The organism is Ammoniphilus oxalaticus, from assembly GCF_003609605.1.
Taxonomy (GTDB): domain Bacteria; phylum Bacillota; class Bacilli; order Aneurinibacillales; family RAOX-1; genus Ammoniphilus; species Ammoniphilus oxalaticus.
Genome location: NZ_MCHY01000006.1, coordinates 268,523 through 290,443 on the forward strand (window position 1 = coordinate 268,523; position 21,921 = coordinate 290,443).

The 21,921-nt window shown below is 46.6% G+C and carries 15 protein-coding genes; 13 read left to right on the top strand and 2 right to left on the bottom strand.

The genetic code is table 11. The features are described from left to right. Nucleotides 1–109: 109 nt before the first annotated feature. The 10 genes from BEP19_RS03470 to BEP19_RS03515 all read left to right on the top strand — a co-directional run bounded on the left by BEP19_RS03470 (nucleotide 110) and on the right by BEP19_RS03515 (nucleotide 9,865). Entirely contained in the window at nucleotides 110–1,153 is a 1,044-nt protein-coding gene (locus BEP19_RS03470) for a glucose-1-phosphate thymidylyltransferase (protein WP_120188442.1), read from the top strand. Further along, on the top strand, nucleotides 1,146–1,964 hold the full coding sequence (locus BEP19_RS03475; protein WP_120188443.1) for a glycosyltransferase family 2 protein: 819 nt from the start codon (nucleotides 1,146–1,148) through the stop codon (nucleotides 1,962–1,964). The genes BEP19_RS03470 and BEP19_RS03475 overlap by 8 nt, the downstream gene beginning before the upstream one ends. Continuing rightward, complete coding sequence (locus tag BEP19_RS03480; RefSeq protein WP_120188444.1) at nucleotides 1,961–2,905, top strand: NAD-dependent epimerase/dehydratase family protein; 945 nt, start codon at nucleotides 1,961–1,963, stop codon at nucleotides 2,903–2,905. The genes BEP19_RS03475 and BEP19_RS03480 overlap by 4 nt, the downstream gene beginning before the upstream one ends. A 228-nt stretch (nucleotides 2,906–3,133) precedes the next feature. Then, nucleotides 3,134–4,444, top strand: a complete 1,311-nt coding sequence (locus tag BEP19_RS03485) for a UDP-glucose dehydrogenase family protein (protein WP_120188445.1) — start codon at nucleotides 3,134–3,136, stop codon at nucleotides 4,442–4,444. Nucleotides 4,445–4,533: 89 nt separating this feature from the next. Beyond that, nucleotides 4,534–4,830: a hypothetical protein gene (locus BEP19_RS03490; protein WP_120188446.1), complete on the top strand. Its 297-nt coding sequence runs from the start codon at nucleotides 4,534–4,536 to the stop codon at nucleotides 4,828–4,830. 18 nt (nucleotides 4,831–4,848) lie between these two features. After that, nucleotides 4,849–5,907, top strand: coding sequence for a DNA cytosine methyltransferase (locus BEP19_RS03495; RefSeq protein ID WP_120188447.1), 1,059 nt, complete (start codon nucleotides 4,849–4,851; stop codon nucleotides 5,905–5,907). Nucleotides 5,908–6,174: 267 nt separating this feature from the next. Further along, on the top strand, nucleotides 6,175–7,143 hold the full coding sequence (locus BEP19_RS03500) for an MBL fold metallo-hydrolase (RefSeq protein WP_211329303.1): 969 nt from the start codon (nucleotides 6,175–6,177) through the stop codon (nucleotides 7,141–7,143). 275 nt (nucleotides 7,144–7,418) lie between these two features. Continuing rightward, nucleotides 7,419–7,991, top strand: a complete 573-nt coding sequence (locus tag BEP19_RS03505; RefSeq protein ID WP_120188448.1) for a CBO0543 family protein — start codon at nucleotides 7,419–7,421, stop codon at nucleotides 7,989–7,991. Between the two features lie 193 nt (nucleotides 7,992–8,184). Then, a complete protein-coding gene (locus BEP19_RS03510) occupies nucleotides 8,185–9,348 on the top strand; it encodes a hypothetical protein (protein ID WP_120188449.1) in 1,164 nt (387 codons plus the stop codon). A gap of 67 nt (nucleotides 9,349–9,415) precedes the next feature. Beyond that, a complete protein-coding gene (locus BEP19_RS03515; protein WP_120188450.1) occupies nucleotides 9,416–9,865 on the top strand; it encodes an HIT family protein in 450 nt (149 codons plus the stop codon). Nucleotides 9,866–9,918: 53 nt separating this feature from the next. Here the strand turns inward: BEP19_RS03515 and BEP19_RS03520 are convergent, their stop codons facing one another. Continuing rightward, nucleotides 9,919–12,198 (bottom strand): right-handed parallel beta-helix repeat-containing protein, encoded by a 2,280-nt coding sequence (locus BEP19_RS03520; RefSeq protein WP_170145239.1) that lies wholly within the window; start codon nucleotides 12,196–12,198, stop codon nucleotides 9,919–9,921. A 238-nt stretch (nucleotides 12,199–12,436) separates the two neighbouring features. Here BEP19_RS03520 and BEP19_RS18095 point away from each other — a divergent pair, with 238 nt between their 5' ends. Both BEP19_RS18095 and BEP19_RS03525 read left to right on the top strand, forming a co-directional pair. Next, a complete protein-coding gene (locus BEP19_RS18095; RefSeq protein WP_281269262.1) occupies nucleotides 12,437–12,559 on the top strand; it encodes a hypothetical protein in 123 nt (40 codons plus the stop codon). A gap of 206 nt (nucleotides 12,560–12,765) precedes the next feature. Continuing rightward, on the top strand, nucleotides 12,766–13,371 hold the full coding sequence (locus tag BEP19_RS03525; protein WP_120188452.1) for a hypothetical protein: 606 nt from the start codon (nucleotides 12,766–12,768) through the stop codon (nucleotides 13,369–13,371). 132 nt (nucleotides 13,372–13,503) lie between these two features. Here the strand turns inward: BEP19_RS03525 and BEP19_RS03530 are convergent, their stop codons facing one another. Then, complete coding sequence (locus BEP19_RS03530) at nucleotides 13,504–14,166, bottom strand: hypothetical protein (RefSeq protein WP_120188453.1); 663 nt, start codon at nucleotides 14,164–14,166, stop codon at nucleotides 13,504–13,506. Nucleotides 14,167–14,662: 496 nt separating this feature from the next. Here BEP19_RS03530 and BEP19_RS03535 point away from each other — a divergent pair, with 496 nt between their 5' ends. Further along, a complete protein-coding gene (locus BEP19_RS03535) occupies nucleotides 14,663–21,904 on the top strand; it encodes a SpvB/TcaC N-terminal domain-containing protein (RefSeq protein WP_120188454.1) in 7,242 nt (2,413 codons plus the stop codon). The last annotated feature ends 17 nt before the right edge of the window (nucleotides 21,905–21,921 follow it).

The following is a 21,921-nucleotide window of genomic DNA, read 5'->3' on the forward strand; positions in this document are numbered from 1 at the left end:
GGTAAGGGCGCTAATGAGTGTAAAAGAGTACAACTAGATTCGATGATAAACAAAGAAAATCGTTTGGGGGAGATCTTGAGCGAACTTAAAAATGTAGGAGTGGTCTTCGATGAAAGGGTTAATCCTCTGCGCGGGAAAAGGAACGCGACTACAGCCATTTTCCTTTTCCCAACCGAAAACATTGTTACCTGTTGCGGGTAAAGCCGTACTGCAATATTGTGTGGAAAACTTAGTGAAAAGTGGTATCAAAGAAATCGGGATTGTGATGCATCCTTCCCAAGAAGGGATTCCCGCTTTGATCGGGAACGGTCAACCATTCGGATGCCACGTTGAATATATTTATCAGACGGAACAAAAAGGAATCTCGCATGCCGTGAAGCAAGCAGAACAATTTATCGGGAAGGACCCGTTTATTTTGTTGTTAGGCGACAACTTAATTGGCGAGCAATTACAGACATTGATCGATTCGTACCGTAAACAAGGCAGTGATGGAGCGATTTTGCTATCGGAGGTAGAAAATCCTCAAGATTATGGGATCGCGGAAATTGATGGAAACGAAATCGTTGGTTTAGAAGAGAAGCCACAGCAGCCGAAAAGCAATCTGGCCGTCATCGGAGCTTACCTGTTTGAATCACCGATTTTTGAGGCGGTCAAAGCGATCCCTCCTTCGGCCCGCGGCGAATATGAAATCACTGATGCGATCTCTTGGTTGCTCGAGCAAAGCTATAACATATCCTACACAGTTACAGAAAAATTGTATTCCGACGTGGGTACAGTCGCGCGTTGGTTAGACGCGAATCAGGCAGTCATGCGTCGAGAGTGGGGCGACAAAAGTTCGATCGGCGATAACGTGACACTTGAAAATTGCAAAATCATTCCACCTGTAATCATCGGCGCCAACAGTGTGCTGAAAAACGCTGTAATCGGGCCGTATGTGTCTACGCAAGAGAGGGTCCATGTGGAGAACTGTCAGGTGGCATCGAGTATTTTGTTGGAAGAAGCGAGCCTGAAAGATTTGAGCACGCCGATCGTGAACAGTGTGTTCGGCCGTGAAGTGAGACTGAAAGGGCGTTTAAAAGGGAACGCAACGGAACTTAACTTTACGCTGGGCGACAAATCGAGCCTGAACTTGGCTGGCGATCAGGATGAATGAGGCCCCATTTACTGTTGTGATCCCCGCTTACAACCGCGCTGACACGATTAAACAGTCGATTCGCAGCGTCCAGCAGCAAACTTTTGACCAGTGGAAATTGCTGATTATCGACGATGCCTCCACAGACAAAACCGTTGAAAAAATAAAACCTTTTTTATCTGATCCTCGCATTCGCTTTCTTTCCCTTCCAAAAAACAAAGGCATCTCGCATGCGCTTAATTACGCCTTGCAAGAAGTCGACACCCCTTATTTCATTCAATTGGATTCTGATGATCGTTTAGCGAAGCAGGCCCTGCGTTACTTTCACAAAGCGCTCGAGAAAGATCCCGAAGCCGCGCTATTCTATGGCAACGTCAGCTTATGGCGCAAGAACAAAGGTCAAAAATGGGTCCGCGTCAAGCGGATCCGCCATCGTTCTTTTGATGATAAGTATCAATTTTTAACGTATATGACCTATATGCTGCACCCGCGTTGTTATCGAACCGAAGCCGTCCGCAGCGTTGGGGGCTGGGAGACGGATGATCCGTATGAGGGGCGAATGATGGAAGACCGACGGATGGTTATCAAATTGATCGAGCGCTATCCAATCCGCTGGATTGATCGCGAGTTGTACTATCGTCGCATCCACGGCAAACAGCTGACGAACCGCGCCAATGTTCGGGCTAGAAATGAGTTGCGTAGGCGATTGGTGAACAATTCGTTACAAAAATGGGGCGATCACTATCAAGCGGTGTTCGGGTATCGTCACGGCTATTTGATCGTTAAACAGCTCATCCCACAGAAAAAGGAAGAGGCGGGTGAATCACCATGAAAAAAGTAATCGTGACGGGCTGCGCCGGATTTATCGGTTCGGCGTTAAGCGATCGATTGCTGCGCGATGGTTATCACGTAACCGGAATAGACTGCTTTACTGACAACTACGATCCGAAGATGAAGCTGAAAAATTTAGAACCGCTGTTTGAGCGGGAGCAGTTCGAGTTTATCGGCAAAAGGATTTCAGAAGTCGATTGGGAATCGTTGTTTACGCCCGACACGATTCTTTTCCACCAAGCGGCGATGCCAGGGGTGCGGGCCAGTTGGGGTCAGCGTTTCGATCGGTACCTCAACGAGAATATTTTGGCGACGCAACGTCTATTAGAAGCGGCGAAACAACGATCGATCGCTAAATTTGTGTATGCCTCATCCTCATCCGTGTACGGTGTGACGACGGGCAGAACCTCGGAGCAGCTGTTGCCGCAACCGCATTCTCCCTATGGGGTGACGAAATTGTCAGGTGAACAATTGTGCGGATTGTACGCGGCTAATTACGGCGTACCGACGGTCGCTTTACGTTATTTCACCGTGTATGGACCCGGTCAGCGTCCGGATATGGCTTTTCATCGCTTTATTCGGGCGATGTTGCGGGATGAAGCGATCCCTGTGTTTGGCGACGGGAGTCAGTCGCGTGATTTTACGTATGTGGACGATATTGTTGAGGCTAATTTGTTAGCGGCGAAAAGTGTATGCCATGGCGAGGTGTTCAATATCGGCGGAAAATCGCGGATCGCGATCAATGATGTGATCAGCCTCCTGGAACGTTTGCTTGGCGTTAAGGCGAAGATTGAGTGGTTGCCTGCCCAAGCCGGTGATCCGCCACATACGTGGGCCGATATTACAAAGGCGGAGCAAATGCTTGGCTACAATCCGCAAATCCCATTGGAATTTGGCTTGCAGCAACAAATTTGCTACTTGCGCGATTTTTATAACGTGTAGGCGCGGCTTCCAAAGAAAAACAAAAAAGCAGGTCCATTTTGAGTCGGCCTGCTTTTCTATAATTAAAACTCCCCCCGTATGATTCTCTTTTGAAGAATCATACTCCCTTAGTATAGCAACTCGTCAACGATCCCGCTGTGAAAAAAGTCACATGTTCTTTTTTCGCAAGCGGAAATACGATCAACAGAAACAGGAAGAAGATGAGTTCAAGAAAGGAAAGGTGAGACCATGAAGATTGCAGTGATCGGCACGGGCTATGTTGGGATAACGACTTCGGTTTCTCTAGGCGAGCTCGGCCACGAACTGATCGGAGTGGATATCGACCCCGAAAAAGTGAAAAAATTAAAGCAGGGTATTCTGCCGATTTATGAGCCCGGCGTAGAATCGTTGATCCAACGTCAACTGGCAGCTGGCTCCCTCACATTTACAACAAGTTTAAAAGAAGCGTTACCTGATGCGGAAGTTATTTTTATCGCAGTTGGTACCCCTTCGCTGCCAAACGGTGAGCCCGATCTTCATTATGTGGAAGCGGTCGCCCGCGAAATAGGAACACATATCAACGATTACAAAGTGATCGTTAATAAAAGCACCGTGCCTGTCGGTACGGCTGATTGGGTTCGCGATTTGATCGAGCGGGAGCTGGAGCGCCGCCATGTAAAGGTCGAATTTGATGTCGTCTCCAATCCAGAATTTTTGCAAGAAGGAAAAGCGTTAGAAGATGCTCGTCATCCTGATCGGATCGTGCTCGGCTCTTCTTCGCAACGCGCGAAACAGACGATGCAAACCGTATATGCTAACGTAAATGCCCCGATTATTCACACTTCACCGCGCAATGCGGAAATGATCAAATACGCTTCCAACGCCATCCTCGCTACAAAAATTTCCTTCATGAATGATATTGCTAAATTGTGCGCTCACTTGTCTGTTGATGTAAGCGAAGTGGCTAAAGGAATGGGATTGGACCAACGAATCGGTCCCCACTTTTTACGAGCGGGTGTCGGATACGGCGGCTCTTGTTTCCCTAAAGATGTTGAAGCGCTCTATGCGCTCGGTCAATCGGCTGGGCAGGAAATGTCCATTTTACGCGATACACAGCGTATTAACCGCGAACAACCGGGCTGGGTTATCGCCCAAATGGAACGCGAGCTCGGCAGTCTAAAAGGTAAAAAAATTGCGTTACTCGGCTTAGCATTCAAACCGAATACGGATGATTTACGCGAAGCGCCTTCCTTAAAGTTGCTCCCGTTGTTGCATGCAGCGGGAGCGACCGTTCGAGCGACCGACCCGATCGTGACCGATCCTGTCAAAGAACAATTTCCCAAGGTGGGGATCGCAGCGGACGCTTACGAGGCGGCCCTAGACGCGGACGCGGTCTTACTTTGCACGGAATGGGCTTCCTTTTTAAAAATTGATTGGAAGAGGATTCGTGAACGGATGAAAGGTGATCGGGTCTTTGACGCTCGAAACGCCTTGTCCATTGAAAAAGTCGAAGCTGCGGGTTTGCGTTATTGGGGTGTAGGGCGAAAGGGTTCTGCCTAAGTTTTAGGGGCAGGCCCTTTTCTCTTCGTTTTGGTGGAATAGTGTATAATAAGTTTAGAGATAGACGAAGTGAAGAGAGGAGAGAGCCGTTGGAGAGAGAACGCTACATTAGACAAAAGTGGGGGACAGAACCCCTGATAGAAATCGCGGATGCGTTGCAAATTGAGTTAGCGGAATTGCTAGAGTTGGCGTTTGTTTATGAGCTTTATGAACAAGAAACCCCAAGCCTGCGTCGGAGATGGGATCCGCAAGAAGAGGCTTTTTTGCAGAAGTATTCAGACAGGCTCTCGATCAAAGAGGCGAGCCATTTACTATATCGGTCCCATTATGCGACATACCAACGCGTCCGTTATTTAGGATTGGATGAAATGGTAAAGAGAAAATGAAAAGAAGGAAGATAGAGCATGAACAGTAATTCTCTGGATGGACAGGCTTTAAAAGGGTACACATTTATCGATCTGTTCGCGGGGATCGGCGGTTTTCATCAAGCCTTCCAATCTTTTGGGGCGGAGTGTGTGTTTGCTTCTGAATGGGATCCGCATGCGCAACAAACGTATTTTGAAAATTACGGAATACGCCCCGCTGGCGACATCACGCAAATTGAAGCGGATGAAATTCCCGAGCATGATATCTTGTGCGCGGGGTTTCCTTGTCAAGCGTTCAGCATCTCCGGCAAGCAACGGGGATTCGAAGATGCGCGGGGGACCCTCTTTTTTGATGTGGCTCGGATCGCCAACTTTCACCAACCGAAACTGCTTTTTCTAGAAAACGTGCGTCAATTTGCCAAGCACGACGGTGGAAAAACGTTACGTACCGTGCAGACCGTGTTGGATCAAATCGGCTACCAAGTATGGCACACTGTGCTAAACGCGAGTGCATTCGGCTTACCGCAAAATAGAGCAAGAATTTACATCATTGCCATCCGTAAAGATCTCAACCTCACGTCATTCCAATTTCCTTCCCCGACGTATGAACCGATTCGTTTGCGCGATATTGTATTGCCCGATCAAGAAACAACAGCGTATGTGATCGAACGAGACGATATTCGGATCGATGCGACCAAAATCCCGTCTGAAGATGCTGTCGATCAGCTTCCACTGCAACCGATTCGGATTGGAACGATCAACAAAGGGGGGCAAGGCGAGCGCATTTATAGTGACCTCGGTCACGCCGTCACCCTCTCTGCTTATGGCGGTGGGGCCGGCAGCAAAACAGGGGCCTATCTGATCAATGGAAGAGTCCGCAAATTAGCGCCGCGTGAATGCGCCCGCGCCCAAGGTTTCTCCGATGATTTTAAGATTCCTGTAAGCGATAGTCAGGCTTGGAAACAGTTCGGCAACAGCGTCCCCGTCACCGTCATTAAGCAGATCATCGCCGCCCTACTTCAGACGCCCGACTTATTTGACCTTGTGGGGCCAGATTTTCAGGGAGCGGTAGTGGAAACGGAATCCACTCATGTGTAGAAAAGCGATCGTAGGTCGTAGGCATTGAAGCGATCATTCTTTCAGGGAGCGGTAGGATTGGGGAATCGGATCGACTGCTGTTAGAAAAGTTCATTTTTTTGTCTCAATAAAGCAGGGGTGAGCCGCGGGGAACATGGTATTCTAATAGGGAACGGGAGCTTCGTTCCCTGAACAAACATTCTCCACCATGTGAATGGGTTCACATATGAGCTGTTGACGATTGTCGATGGACATAAAAAATGAACGCGGGAAGGCGGTTGGGATCAAATGACGAAACCGACGTTGGTAACAGTCGACGAGTTAAAAATAATGATTGTGATGGACAATACAATTGATGTGTTTATGGCGGGGGCGGAACATGCGCAACGTTTTGATTGCGCTACGCTTCATACAGCGGTGGGCTTGTCACCATTGATTGCTGAGCACGGTTTTTGCGCCACGATTCAAGTGAAAAAAGGGGAGCAAACGCAAACGGTTTTATTGGACACAGGGGTCAGCCCGAACGGCGTGTTGCATAACATGCGAACGCTCGGGATCGAACTCGGCGAAATGCAAGCGATTGCGCTCAGTCATGGTCACGCTGATCATACGCTTGGCTTGCCTGGATTAATCGATCGTTTTGGCGAAAGTCGGGCGATTCCACTTGTCGCTCATCCAGACGCTTTTTTGGAACGAAAAGTGATTTTTCCGGATGGTCGCGAAATGTGTTTTTCACCGCCGCTTGAGCTCAATCAGCTCGACCCGAACAAAATAGAAGTCCGCAAAGAAACGGGTCCTACGACGCTGGTGGATCAAGCGGTCCTCGTGACAGGACAAATCCCGCGCCAAACTTCGTTTGAAAATGGCTTTCCATTTCACTACACAAAACGCGAAGGCGTGTGGGAAAATGATCCGCTAATCCTTGATGATCAAGCGCTTGTCGTTCATGTTGAGGGGAAAGGACTCGTGATCATTACAGGCTGCGGCCACGCGGGTATTATCAACACGATTCGCTATGCGCAAGAGTTGACAGGAGTGGAAAAGATTCATGCCGTCATCGGCGGCTTCCATTTAACTGGCGGTTTTTTTGAAAAGATCATTCCCGACACGATCACCGAATTCAAAAAAATCAAGCCAGACTACCTCGTTCCAGGTCATTGCACGGGTTGGTACGCCATCCAGCAAATAGCCCAACATCTCCCTGACGCTTTTATCCCAAACAACGTCGGTACCTTGTTGCGATTTAGCGCGGAATAATACATGAAAAAGACGGGTATGCCCTTGAGTTAGATCTAGCGGGCATGCCTTTTTTTGTTGGGGGGGCGCGCGTTGGTAGAGCTGTCCGCCATTCGGCGCGCGGCTCGCTTATTAGCGACTTCCCGCTAATCCTCTTTCCAGGGAAGACGATTCACTTTCCAAACGCTTTTATTGTATCAAGCGGAGGGTCGGATGAAAGTACATAAGTTAGGTAAAAAATGGGGATGAATAAAGCCGATTAGAACTTTCGTTGTGGAGAGGACGCGAGGTGCCCAATGATTCTGAAAAAGACGCTTCTCTTGTTTGTCACTCTGTTCAGCATAGCTGGCGCATGTATGATTGCGCGGCATAATTGGAGACGATACGGCGCCCTTTATTTTACAAGCGCTGTCGTTGGCAGCCTTCTTTGTTTGTTGTTTGTGCAATTCAATTTTTATTCCTTCCCCGTGACCTTGATTCCGAACGTTCCTATTCCACTCACACAAATGTTTACGGCTCTCCCACTTTTGGTCCTGTTAGGCGTTCGCTACAGCCCGACTCGATGGCCGTGGAAAATCCCCTTTTACTGGGCGTTTGTCCATATCATTATGTTGTTAGAAACGATGTTCCTCTATAAACCAAAACTCATTCGGTACGAAAAATATTGGGATGTCTGGACCTCCTATACGTGGTGGTGGATATTTATGCTGGTGTTTGAGTGGGTCGGTGGTAACATCGTTCCTAGGGAGGACCGTAATCCGATTCGGGCTCGTTCATTCCGTTATGGTCGCTGGGCGTGGACCGTCCTTCATTTTATCGTGATTATAACGATATTTTTAGGCGGATTTTATCTGGGCAGGGTGTTGTGATTTGAGGTAAAGCAGTTACGAAGTTATGGTACTTTATGGTATAATAGACCTAGCTTGTCATTTTGAAAATTCAATCTAGTAAATGGCGTTTTCATTGCGATAGGCTAAGACAGTTCCGAAGTTTTCATTTATGAAAAGTGTGAAATTAGGATAAATAAACAGACATAATGGTAATGATAGGGAGATCGAACAGATGGCAAATGAAATACATAAGTTACAAAACGCTCTTACTATATTTAAGCCCGAAATTGTCCCCGCTAAATCAGGTGTTAGAATACAAGCTGAATTTGAAGTTAACGGGAAGAAAGATGTTCTGTGGTATGAGGTTGAGGAGAGATATGGACATTATTTAACCCAAGATAGAGTAGATGGTTTTTTAGTGGGGCTATTATTATTTGCCTCTAAAAATAACTATGACATTAAAGTAGCGGGGCCTTTATCAAACCAATTATTTTATCAACTGAATAAATATGTTCTTCCAGTTATCTCACAAGTGTATGGCCATAAGCCGATCAAAGTCTTCTGTGAACATTTAACCTATGCATGCATTAACACGGAACAGGCCGTAGGAACGGGTCTATCGTGCGGTATTGACTCTTTTAGCACAATTTATGAGAATCTCGTAAAAGAGGATTCTCATAAATTTAAAATAACTCATTTTGCAAATTTCAACGTTGGTTCCCACGGATCTCTTGGGGGGGACAAGGCGAGAGATTTGTTTCATAAAAGAGCCGCTAAGGCAAAAGTTTTTGTTGATGAATTGGGAATGGATTTAATAATGGTAGATAGCAATATTAGTGAGATCTTGCAGTTAAATTTTGAATCTACCCACACGTTTAGAAGTATGTCCGTTGTTTTAATTCTTCAAAGGTTGTTTGGTGTATACTATTACTCTTCGGCCTTTAATCTGAAAGAATCTAGGGAAAAAGCTTATTATGAAATTTTTAATATGGCGATGTTATCGACTGAGAGTATCAACCTTTATTCTTCGGGATCCGCCTACACTAGGGTTGAGAAAACGCGGTTAGTCGGAGAGTATACTCCCGCGTATAAATATTTGGATGTGTGTGTAATGGGTGATTTTAATTGCGGGAAATGCTTTAAATGCGCCAGGACGCTGTTAACGCTTGAGATTATCGGGAAAATCGAAAACTTCTCTTCTGTTTTTGATCTGGAAGCTTATAGAAAAATCAGAGCAAATTATATTGCGGAGGTAATCGCTGATAGAGAGAAAGATATATTTAAGAGGGAAATATATGATGAAATCATGAGAACTAATTACGAAATTCCGGTAAATTCAAAACTGGCCTCTTTATACCTTAAGACCAAAAGTCTTATAAGGGATTCAGTGAGATAAAGAGTCCGTCGCTTGTGGAAGACCCTTTTTAAGTATAATGGAAGGCAAAAACTAAGGAGTGAACGAGTTGCGCAACGGGTTAAAAGCTTTTAAAGATAAATTTAAGGTAGAGGATTTGACGATCTATGAAACAGAACATTGGGTATGGTCGCTTCGTCCTCACCAAGCTACTTTAGGGTCGGGAATTCTATCGTTAAAAAGAGAATGCGCGACTTTTGGTGAATTGGCTCAAGAAGAGTATGGGGATCTTTATCAGATGATTAAAGTTATTGAAGGATCTCTTCAAGAGTTATTTCATTATGATGTCATTAATTATTTGATGTTAATGATGGTAGATAAACATGTTCACTATCATGTAATTCCTCGCTACAAAAGTGAAAGGGAACAATTTGATCAGGTATGGAAGGATCAGGCATGGCCGGGGTTGCCAGATTTATCGGGAGAGGTATCCGAGAGCGAAGCGCTTTGCAAGATCGCTTCGTACGTTAAGAGCAATCTTAAACAAGTTCATAATTAAAAGAATAACAGCCCCGCATCTAGCTTAGAAACGGGGTTGTTGGATGATTGATCTCATTCATAAGGCATTTCTTTATTATTTACATTGATATCTTTGTCCGTTAGATACAGTTTTGCGCCATATAACGTATTGTTTTGGATGTCAAACGCTGGAGCGCCAATTCCTGCGTCAGGGGTGTAAATCCCTCTTGCCGCGAGGTTGGTGTAGATTTGATTGCCTTTAACGGTCGCGCTATTTATTTTAGCTGGGCGATTCTTCCAAGCATGTTGACCAATTTTGACAATATAAACGGATTCTTTCGTTAAATTCTTCGCATTAAATACGCTGTTTTCTACGGTTAAATGATCCCCTGTCGTCACGTAGATCGCAGGATTTTCTAAATCACCCGTGTAGTTAAAAACGGAATCTTCGACTTGGGCTTTCGCGGTTATGCTGTATAGGCCCAATCGAACATCGTTAAATTCGGAGTCCTTTATCGTAACATCCGCGTTATATTGCACGGCCAAAGCTGAGGTTCCGTTTCCTGTATAGTTGAAGGCGCTGTTCACATAGGTTCCTGAAGGCAGGCCTGTGGTTCCTGAGGCTCCATTTTCCATGACTAATCCATTGAACACGGTGTCTTTGGCGCTATAACCGGCAATTGTGACGGGCGTTTCCGGTGTTCCTTTTAATTGGACGTTTTCTACAATAACCGGTTTGCCGCTAATCGTAAGACTTCCGCCATTTTTAGGGTGGTCTCCTGTACTGATGATGGTTGTGTCTGAAATGATGGTTCCCTCGCTATTCCCGGAACCTACACTCAAACCGCCATCGGTAATCGTGTTGTTTTTGAAAATATTGTTTGCGCCGTACAGCGTTGCGCCCCCGCGGACAAAGTGGTTACCATTGATTTCGGCATTTGCTGGGTAGGATGTTAGTCCGACTTGTTCAAATGTATTGTTACTTATTTTGACTCCGACATAATCAGCGTGGACGTGTAAGCCGATCGTGCCTGGGACTTTTTCTCTGTCTGAGATAAAGGTATTTTCTTCAATTACAGCATCATTTCCGTAGGCCAGCACCATTTGGATTTTATTATCTTTGAATGTGTTCCCCTTAATTAATTGATTTCTCGCCGGGAAGAAGCCAGGTTCAATATCAATCCCGGATTGGGGCGCAACTCCTGTGGTGTCATGAATATTGTTATTTAGGATTTGAATATCTTCACCGCCCGCTGTAATGCCTTGTCTGCGATTGTGTCCAATGTCGTTGTTTACGATCCGCACATCTTTCGCGTTCTCTATCGACATCATCGTCATTTTTACTTTGGATGTGTTAGCGGCATTAAAAACAATTTTGTAAGTGTCGGCTTCTTTAGGAGCGATCGAATATTTGGTGTACACGCGCCCGATATCTTTGCTCAAGAAATTGCCATTTGCGTCATAGTAAAAGACTTCGAAATTTTTGCTGTTTAGGCCTTCTGCTAGCCAAATATTGACGATTTTGTGCCTTTCATGCGTGATGTTGCTAAAATCTCTTAGTTCTTTCGTGCGAATTTTACCTGATTCATTGATGGGTTTGCCGTTGGAATCGATGCCTCCTACCTCCAGACCGCTTGCGGTTATCGGATAACTTCCAGGCATAGTGGATCCGCCGATGTAGACCCCGTCCCCAGAGAACTTTTGAATGTTCACCCCATCGACAGTTATATTTCTTCCGCCGACAATGTTGATTCCATGCCCCCATTCGTGCGTGTTTCTGATGGTTGTGTAATCATGTGTGTCTCGATCCCCAATCAGTGTCCCGCCTTTGATCGTTACATTGTCGACCAGGGGACTTACATGGATCAAAGAATATTGGTCGTATCCATTGGTTTCTTTTTGCAACACGGTGTCATCGTCTAGCAGCAAGGTCATATCGCTGATTAAAGTGATGAGCGAGTCAGCTCGATTTTGGTATGTTCCATCACCCTTGGAGATTAGGAAAGTCCCAGCCGGCAGTTTTAATGTGTCGTATCCCTGCTCCTTTGCCCAAACCAATGCCCTGTTAATTCCTTTTGTTGTTTCTTCCGGATGGGTTCCATCATTATAGACATTCCATTCCTTTAAATCTAACTCATATACTTGTTGATCCGGTGTCCCGGGTGTCTCCGGGTCGGATGGCGTCGGTTCTACGGGTTCATCAGACCCGATTTTGGCTATAATGCCGTCGATCCTTTCTTTGACAGATTCTAGCTCCTCGATTATCCATGTTTGATCAGATTCTGCTTTTGCGAGGGTCGCGCCTGTTGCGGGGATAAAACTTGAAAATAAAAGCAACAAACTTACAGTAATTCTTAGAGGCTTTCCTTTCAATTCTATCAATCCTTTCATTTATATACGTGAACATAGCTCCGATAGCTTAGAACGCTATCTTGTATTTTAGTCTATTATATGGAAGTAAGCGAATTCTCGATTGGATGAGTGTCAGCAAAGAGAAATAAATAGGGGATTGACACCTCACAAATTTCATAAGTTTTACTAAAGGAAAGAAGTCCACCACTTACATTTAAAGCGAGCAGGGTCAATACCCGACTGAGGACTTGGTAGTTGAATGGAAAAACGATTAGGGCTGGTTTGCTTCTTTATAAGAGGCGGAGTGATTGTTCAAGCGAATGGAGAGAAGATACTAGAGTTGAGTCGAATGATTTTGTTGCGTTCCATCGGATCATTATGACATTTTATGATACCACAGCTTTTTTAATGGCTGCTTTTGTAAAAAAATGAGTCGCGGAAAGCGCTACACACGGTTGAATTTACAAATTTTATGGGGGTAAGCAACCGTGACTAGCGGCGGACGTGACTTAAGTTGCATTATAAAAATAAAAATGGGGCAAGTTAAAGGATAACCAGGGGCAACCATTTATTTGAGGAGGTAAATGAGTGGATTACAATGAGTATTGGACAAAAATTTATAAGGAGTCAGAGGATCTAAATTCCATCATTACTACTTATTGGCGCCATTTTTCCGATTGGGGTCATTGGCAATTTTGGGTTGTTGTTGCCATGTTTGTCATCCCACTCATCGTTGTTTATTTCAAAGTGGATCGGGCGCGCATTTTTGAAATTTTTTTCTTTGGCTACACGGGGCACATGTTGTGGGGATATAGCAACTTGGCAATGGAAAATATGACAGTAATCGTCCGAAAATATTTCTTGATCCCGCCGTTGCAAACTTCAATCGCGATGACCGCTTCGCTGCTGCCCGCATCTTATTTACTGTTATATCAATATTGTACGAATAAAAACAAAAACTTTTATTTATACACTATCGGGTTAAGCGCCGTATTTGCATTCGGTGTTGTACCGATTGAAAGATGGTTAGATTTGATCGATATTAGAAAGGGAATGAATTTTTTTTATATCTTTTTGAATAATGTTGCAGTCGGTTATCTTTCATACTGGTTCACTAAATTTGTAATAAAAGTAAAAAATAAGGGCGTAAAAACGGAATTTAATTTTAACCTTTTCAAAAATAAGGCGCGATAACTCGAAGGTAGCCTCACGAATTCCTCGTATATCCGCGACAATCCCCGCCGCCTGAATCCCGGAACCCGCCGCTCGCGGTTGCGTTCAAATCTTCACTGTATATTCAATTCTCCGCTACGATGGCGGTTTCGGCTAGTCAAGGGCTCGGTGGACCCAATACACATCCGCGGCTTGCGGCATTTTTTCAAAAGGGAAGTCGCCCCAATCGATTGCGGCGAATGCCTTGGCGCTGAACGTCATTTTCATTACGATTTCATGCGCGATGTCGCCGTTATCCGCTTTTAATGGCAAAACGATTTGGAAATCAACCGCCTCAACGCCGTTCATCAATTTTACCTTTTTTAACACGTCATGAGCATCTTGCCAGATCGTCCTTTTAATGAGATTCGTCGTTAATCCGTCTTTGCCGAATACGCGAATAAAAGCGGATTTGCGTTCCGAATTGTAATCCAATTGTAAAATCGTATCCCTGCCATTAAACCCGTTCCAGGAACCGAACGCGTCGTGGATCACTTTGCGAAGTTCCTTTTGCAAGGCGAGCGTCTCCTCATCAGGTTCCTCATCCGATGCCCACGGCAAGGTTTCAGGTTCAAGCTCTGTGACAGTCGGCTGCGCCTTCGTCTCTTTGGGATTTTCTACCGAAAAATTTAAATAAGCCAGTCCAATCAATCCGAAGGAGAGGGCCAATGAGACAACTTTATAGCGCAACCGCCTTTTATTAATAAGATCCACAAACAACAGGATAGACGAAACCAAGATTCCGATAAAACCCGCAATAAACAAGAGTACACCCATTTTTCTGACCCCCTAACTGGCAAAGCAGCCGTTCTATATGCATTACCTGTCAGTATAACGGGTTATTAGTAGTTCTTCAAACACATCCGAAGCAAAAAGGTGCCTGATAGCCCCTTTAAAACTTCACTCAATCCCTTCCTCCCACCCCGTTAACCCGATCCGCTTCTCATGTGAATCCGAAAATAAATAGAATATACGTTACCGCTTCCGACTGGAAGAGTATTAGAGCCTGCGCTAGGCGTGATCGGTATAGGTAGCTCGAATTAGCGCCCGCCCTTCATTCTTGTCGACTAGTTCTATGGATGTGGTTGTTTTAACCTAAATAAATCCCCTTTCAATCGGGACAGAACCTGTGGGTTGGTCCTATCTTATCCAAAAAGTGGAGGGACTTGGACCCATTTTGTGTTTGGGCACCCATATTTAACCAGGCATGAAGTATAATGTTTTTGTCAATTGAACCCTAGCTAAACGGAACAAAAGGAAAGAGGTGACGCAGATGAGCAAGCATCGAATACAGGATCAAAGAAGCGCAGGAATTCGGGATTCGGCGCAGCAACCGCAACAATCGCGAGGTCAAGAAACTTCTTCCCAGCAATCCTTTTCTTCGGGAGGAGGATTACCGATCCTTTCCGCTCCTCAGCTTTCTTTACCGAAAGGCGGTGGAGCGATCCAAAGTATGGATGAAAAGTTGTCAGTCCACTCGAATACAGGCGCGGCATCGTTGTCGATCCCCCTTTATATATCCCCTGGCCGTCAGGAATTTCAGCCCGCGTTGTCGCTGTCCTACGATTCGGGCGCAGGGAATAGTCCGTTTGGATTGGGCTGTTCTGTCTCGATCCCGTCGATTACACGGAAAACAGCGAAAGGAATTCCGACCTATCGGGATTCGGAAGATGCGGATACGTTTATTTTTGGGGGAGCGGAAGATCTCGTCCCGTTCAACGCAAACGCAAGCGAAACGGGGGAAGCGACATCTGATGTTTTCCATCGTGTAGAAGAGGGTGTGGAATACAGGGTCCGCCGCTATCGACCGCGAATCGAAGGCCTCTTTATCCGCATCGAACGATGGACTGAAGTCCATAGTGGAATCATCCATTGGCGCAGCGTTTCCAAAGACCAAGTGACAAGTATTTATGGAAAAAAAGAGGAAGCGCGCATAGCGGATCCACAACATCCGAATAAAATTTTCCAGTGGAATTTGGAACAGTCGTATGACACAAAAGGGAATATTATCGTTTACGAATACAAACGGGAAGATGGGCTTAATGTAAAGTCCCATGCCTTGAACGAACAACATCGCTTCAAATTATCTAAATTTTCAAACTTATATCTTAAAAGAATACGCTACGGCAATCAGCGGCCATTTGAAGCTAGCGAGTGGTTATTTGAAGTCGTTTTCGATTATGGGGAACATGGTGATTTAGCGGAAATACCCCAGTATGAACTAACGCGCGAGTGGTCGGTTAGAAAAGATCCTTTTTCAAGCTATCGATCCGGTTTTGAAATCCGAACGTATCGTTTATGTCAACGCGTGTTGATGTATCACCATTTTGTTGAATTAGGCGAAGGACCGACCCTCACGCGGTCAACGAACTTTACATATGAACACGGGGCAGCGTTGACGACACTGATTAAAGTGGAGCAAATCGGTTTTCGTAAAGGGGCAAATGGTCACATCGAACAACAGACATTTCCGCCGCTTGAACTGAACTATTCAAAATCGGTGTTGCAGGGTCAACTGAAAGAGCTTGATCCGACCAGTCTTGAGAATGCGCCGGCGGGAATCGATGGCGACGCCTACCGGCTGATTGATCTCGATGGAGAAGGTTTGCCTGGCATACTGGCGCAAGGGCCCAATGCTTGGTATTACAAGCGAAATTTGGGAAATGGAAAATTTGGAACTCAGAAGTTGGTGGATCCGCTTCCCGCGTTGGCTCGTTCGCCGCGCCGTAAACACCAATTAACCGATGTGACAGGGAGCGGACAGCTCGATTTAGTAGAATACGACGGAACACGGGCAGGATTTTATGAACGCAATGAAGAGGGAAGTTGGCAACCATTTACCCCGTTGCACTCGATTCCGAATGTCAATTGGAATGATCCCAATCTTCGCTTTATCGATTTGACAGGCGATGGACGGCTCGATCTGTTGTTGACGGAAGATACAGTATTCACATATTACCCAACAAAAGGGAGCGAAGGGTTTGGTTTGCCGCAAAGGGTACAGAAGGAGATTGATGAGGAAAAAGGTCCGAATCTCGTTTTCGCCGATGCGATCGAATCAATTTATTTAGCGGATATGTCGGGGGATGGTTTGACAGACCTCGTCCGCATTCGCAATGGAGAAATTTGCTATTGGCCAAACCTTGGGTATGGGCGTTTCGGGGCGAAGGTGACGATGGATCGTTCGCCGCGTTTCGCTTCGATGGATCGGCTTGACCCTCAGCGCTTGCGCTTGGCGGATATCGATGGATCAGGAACGACGGATTTAATTTATTTGGGAGAGACGACAATTGAAGTCTGGTTCAATCAGGCGGGAAATGCCTGGGGTGAAAAACAGAAGATATCTTCCTTTCCCCCGATTGACAATTTAGCTTACGTACAGGTTGCGGATCTACTTGGAATCGGCGTGACTTGCCTTGTCTGGTCTTCTCCTTTACCGACACATGGGGCGCGACGCGTGTTGTATATGGATTTGATGGGCGGAGTAAAGCCGCATTTGTTAACATCGATTCAAAATAATCTGGGTAAAGAGGAGAAACTGCATTATACCTCCTCGACTCAATTTTATTTGGAAGATAAAAAAAGAGGGCAACCGTGGCTCACGCCCCTCCCGTTTCCTGTCCAAGTTGTGGAACGGACCGAACTCATTGAGCATGTGACAGGCGCAACGTACAGCTCGCGTTATTCGTACCATCACGGTTACTATGATGGAATTGAACGGGAATTTCGTGGGTTCGGTCTTGTGAAACAATGGGATACCGATCAGTTTTCTGTTTCAAACGAACTTGATCAACCGCCCGTCTTGACCAAAACATGGTTCCATACAGGGGCTTGGCTCGGACGGCAACGAATGACAGACCATTTTAGAAATGAATATTACGCCGGCGATTCTAAGGCGTTCAATGTAGCGCCAACATTGTTCCCGCCTAACTTGACAAATGAAGAAAAAAGGCAAGCGTGTCAAGCGTTGAAAGGGCAGCCGCTGCGTACAGAAATATATAGGATCGATGGAACGCCACAAAGTGAACATCCTTTTCAGGTGATGGAGTATGCCTATCAGATTCAGCGGTTGCAAGCGGCGTTCGATGATCACGATGCGGTGTTTTATGTTTATCAAAGCGAGGCGGTGACCTATCACTATGAGCGTAATCCAGAAGATCCGCGTGTAGCGCGGGAGCTAACCTTGGAAGTGGATGAATTCGGAAACACAAGGAAAGCTGCCGCTATCGCCTATCCGCGTCGAAACGCGCAAATCAATGATCAAGCGAAGCTAGCGCCACAAATGGAAACGGTTGTCATCTACACCGAATCCGATTATGTGAATCGGGCGGAGGCGGATGTGTATCGCATCGGGACCTTGCTTGAACAGCGGGCGTATGAGTTAACGGGACTTCCACCGACCATAGCGAATGGCTTGTTTTCAATGGACGAACTCGTTTCCTTGGTTGAAACGTCGGAGCTGATCCCATTTGAGGTCGCGTCGAACAAGCAAACACCGCAAAAAAAGCTGGTTCAATCCGCTCGAATTCGGTATTGGAAAGACGACTTATCGGGTCCGCTCCCGATGGGTGAAGTGGACGTGTTCGCGTTCCCGTATGAAACGTACGAACTTGCCTTGACGCCGGGATTGATTGCGGAAGTATACGGCGATCGCGTTGATCGAATGTTGCTTGCGGAAGCGGGGTACGTGGAAATGGACGGTAATTGGTGGCTCGCTTCGGGTTATCCAACGTTTGACGCGACTCGCTTTTATCATCCGATCGCCTATACAGATCCGTTTGGAGCGATGACCACAACGAAATATGACAAGTACGCGTTGTTTCCAATCGAAACGGTGGCGCCCGATCCACTGCCAGGGGTAGCGGGCGATGTTACGCGGATCAGCTACGATTATCGGACGTTGCAAGCGGAACAACTGATTGATCCCAATGGGAATCGCTCGGTCGCGCGTTTCGATGCGTTGGGAATGGTTGCGGCCACGGCGTTGATGGCTAAGCCGTCAGAACAAACGGGAGATTCACTCGCTGAATTTGTGGAGCGAAAACCGAATACGCTTGCTGAGAGTGTAGCGGATCCGCATCACTTTCTACAACAGGCGACCACCCGCTTTATGATCGATCTGGACGCGTTTCAACGGGAACGTCAACCTGTCGGAATCCATACGATCGCGCGGGAAACGCACCATTTTGAACTGGGTCCAAATGAAGTGAGTCGGGTCCAACATCTCCTTTCGTATCAGGATGGACTCGGCAGGGAACTGATGACAAAGGCGCGAGCGGAGGCAGGGAAAGCGCCTGACCGCGATCCGCAAACGGGAGCCCTAATCATCATCGACAATCAGGTTCAGATGGTAGACACACCGATGCGATGGATCGGCAGCGGTCGAACGATCTACGACAACAAGGGCAATCCCGTCAAACAATATGAGCCCTTTTTTACCGATGGGCATGACTATGAGGAAGAAGCGCAGCTTGTGATGTGGGGCGTCAGCTCCATTTTACGCTATGATCCGCTCGGTCGTTTGATTCGAACGGATTTTCCAGACGGTTCGTTTGAAAAGGTAGCCTTCGATCCGTGGTCGCAAACGCAATGGGATGGCAATGATACCGTCCTCGAAAGCGAGTGGTACCGAGAGCGTAACAATCCCGATCCTACAGGCGCGGAACCGAGCGATCCCGACAGACGGGCGGCGTGGTTGGCCGCCCAACATGCAAATACACCTGCGATGAGCTACTTGGATACGTTAGGTCAGGCGTTTTTGCAGATCGAAGACAATGGGGAGGCGGGTCAATATGAACAACGCATTACGTTCGATCTATCCGGTAATCCCCTCGAAGTTACCGACGCAAAACAACGTGTTGTGATGCGGACGCGCTACGATTTGCTCGGTCGCCCGCTTGAAACGAACAGTGTCGATCAAGGCATGAGGTGGATGTTTGTGGGTGCCGATGAGCAGCCTGTTCGGCTATGGGACGAACGCGGTCACCAATTCGAAATGCGCTACGATGCGTTGCGCCGACCGACGGAAACGTGGATTCATTCAGTGGACAGCGGCGATCCCTATCTGTCTGCAAAGGTGGAATATGGGGAGGCCCAACCGCAAGCGGAGAAATACAATCTACGCGGGCAAGTATATCGACAGTTTGATCAGGCGGGAATTGTTGTGATCGATGCGTACGATTTTAAAGGGAATCCGTTAAGTCAACGCAGAACGCTAACGGAATCATTTGACAGCGTGATCGACTGGTCTGCGAATCCTTCCATGGAAAGCGACTCCTATGAACAGACAGCCCGCTTTGACGCGCTTAATCGCCCGATTGCGCAACAGCAGCCCGATCAAAGCGTTTTGTACTATAGCTATCAATCGTCAGGCCTACTTACAAAAATAGCAGGTGTGTTGCCAAACGGGCAACAACAATCCCAGGCTGCTTTTGTTGAACAAATTGATTACAACGCGCGTGGTCAACGGGAGCGAATCGTATATGGTAACGGCGTCGAAACGAGCTACGTGTATGATGAACAGACTTTTCGTTTAACTCGTTTGGAGACAATCCGTTTGTCGGACAGCGCGCGATTGCAAGCGCTCGCCTACACATATGATCCAGTCGGGAATGTAACCGAGATCCACGATGAGGCCCAGCAGACCACTTTTTTCAAAAATAGTGTGGTCGAACCGAACAGTCGATTTAGCTATGATCCGCTCTATCGGTTAAAAAAGGCGGAGGGAAGAGAGGCATCAGGTCAGGGCTTACCGATGTCCGCGGCGCCAAAGGAATTACCGATTGCCGAACTGCCGCACGCTCATGATAACGAGGCGATGCGTCGGTATGTCGAGGAATACGAGTATGACGAGGTTGGCAACTTGATTCGTCTGGCTCATCGGTTGTCGAACCCGGCTTTTCAAGATCAGCAATGGACCCGACACTACCAATATGAGGCGGAAAATCACCGGTTGCTATCAACAAGTTTACCTGGAGATGACACGGATGTTGTACGCAACGCGGGTGAAATGTATTCCGCGCGCTACGCGTATGATGCCCATGGCAACATGACTCAGATGCCGCATCTAGCGAAGCTCGACTGGGACCCGCATGATCAATTGCGCAGAGTCGATTTAGGCGGGGGCGGCGAGGAATTTTATACCTATGACGCAGCAGGAGAACGCGTTCGAAAAACACATCGACACCGAGGTGGCTCAACCATCGAACAGCGAATCTATTTTGGCGGGTTTGAAATCTACCGAAAAAGTCGAAAGGGTCAGCTTGAATTAGAGCGGACTTCCTTGCATGTGTTGGACGGCAACGCGCGCATCGCTTTAATAGAAACGAAAAAAATCGACACGAGCGAAGCGATACTCGATTCGAAGCCCGTGATCCGCTATCAATTGCATAATCACCTCCAATCGGCATCAATTGAATTGGATGAAGTAGGCCGCTTGATCTCGTATGAGGAGTATCTTCCATTCGGCGAAAGGGCCTATCAATCAGGACGCAATGCGGCGGAAACAAGCTTGAAGCGGTATCGCTATACCGGGAAGGAACGCGATGAAACAACCGGACTCTACTATTACGGAGCGCGCTATTATCTCGCTTGGTTAGGAAGATGGGCAAGCGCCGATCCGGCAGGCTTTGTCGATGGGTTAAATCTGTATGCCTATGTCTCAAATAATCCGTTGAAGTATGTGGATCCAGAGGGATTGCAAAGCCAGGAGATTGATGGGTATTTATCGATAGGAGAAAACTGCTACCCGAATCCTGAGTCATCTGGCGATCAACCTGAATTAAATCAAACGGAGGAATCGAATGAGAAGAAGGAGTTCACTCGTGAACAGATTATTGATCTGCTGCAACAAGCACTCTTGATAGAGGATTTTGTTGAGAGATTAGACTTTTTATTGGATAAAGGGATTGAAGAAGAATATCGTTCCGCTCTTTTTACTCTTTGGTATGATGGCGTCCCCGTAGGCGCGAATTTGAAACTGTTAAGGGCGGCTCGAGACCAAGCAAACCAAATGTTTAATAATATGGAATTTTTAATTGAGGATGCTGACCGAGGAGCGATGGTTGTACGGGGACATAGCCTAAAGCGAGAGATTCATAATCGCAACGTGCAAAGGATAATTAATCGTATGAAAAAATTAGAGAGTAAGATCAATACCTTGGGTGGCGCGTTAGGGGTCGGAGTCGGACTTGCGATAGGTATGGAAGGCGATGATCTTGATAATCTCATTATTTTTGGTGGAACAGTAGGTGGGCTAGGGAGGCGTCAAAAAGTAAGTTTAGCGACGCCAAGGCGCGCAAGCCAGAATCACGTAGGAAGGACTATTGGCAATGGAGATAGTACGCGCGATACCACTTTATCTAATAAAGTGAATGGGGATAGGATTATGCGGCGACATCTAGAGCCAAGACGACCTACTCCAACCCATGAACAAATTCGCAACCAACAACAACTCCGAATGATGGAGCTCAGAACGCTTTATTGGTTAGATAAAGTGCACGGTCCAGCAAGATAAAATCAAAATCACTCTAC

Excerpts from the sequence above, each read along its gene's own strand:
- BEP19_RS03485 (WP_120188445.1), top strand. The coding sequence starts at position 3,134 with ATGAAGATTGCAGTGATCGGCACGGGCTATGTTGGGATAACGACTTCG.
- BEP19_RS03535 (WP_120188454.1), top strand. The coding sequence starts at position 14,663 with ATGAGCAAGCATCGAATACAGGATCAAAGAAGCGCAGGAATTCGGGAT.
- BEP19_RS03530 (WP_120188453.1), bottom strand. The coding sequence starts at position 14,166 with ATGGGTGTACTCTTGTTTATTGCGGGTTTTATCGGAATCTTGGTTTCG.
- BEP19_RS18095 (WP_281269262.1), top strand. The coding sequence starts at position 12,437 with ATGGAAAAACGATTAGGGCTGGTTTGCTTCTTTATAAGAGGCGGAGTG.
- BEP19_RS03475 (WP_120188443.1), top strand. The coding sequence starts at position 1,146 with ATGAATGAGGCCCCATTTACTGTTGTGATCCCCGCTTACAACCGCGCT.
- BEP19_RS03480 (WP_120188444.1), top strand. The coding sequence starts at position 1,961 with ATGAAAAAAGTAATCGTGACGGGCTGCGCCGGATTTATCGGTTCGGCG.
- BEP19_RS03505 (WP_120188448.1), top strand. The coding sequence starts at position 7,419 with ATGATTCTGAAAAAGACGCTTCTCTTGTTTGTCACTCTGTTCAGCATA.
- BEP19_RS03470 (WP_120188442.1), top strand. The coding sequence starts at position 110 with ATGAAAGGGTTAATCCTCTGCGCGGGAAAAGGAACGCGACTACAGCCA.
- BEP19_RS03500 (WP_211329303.1), top strand. The coding sequence starts at position 6,175 with ATGACGAAACCGACGTTGGTAACAGTCGACGAGTTAAAAATAATGATT.
- BEP19_RS03510 (WP_120188449.1), top strand. The coding sequence starts at position 8,185 with ATGGCAAATGAAATACATAAGTTACAAAACGCTCTTACTATATTTAAG.
- BEP19_RS03495 (WP_120188447.1), top strand. The coding sequence starts at position 4,849 with ATGAACAGTAATTCTCTGGATGGACAGGCTTTAAAAGGGTACACATTT.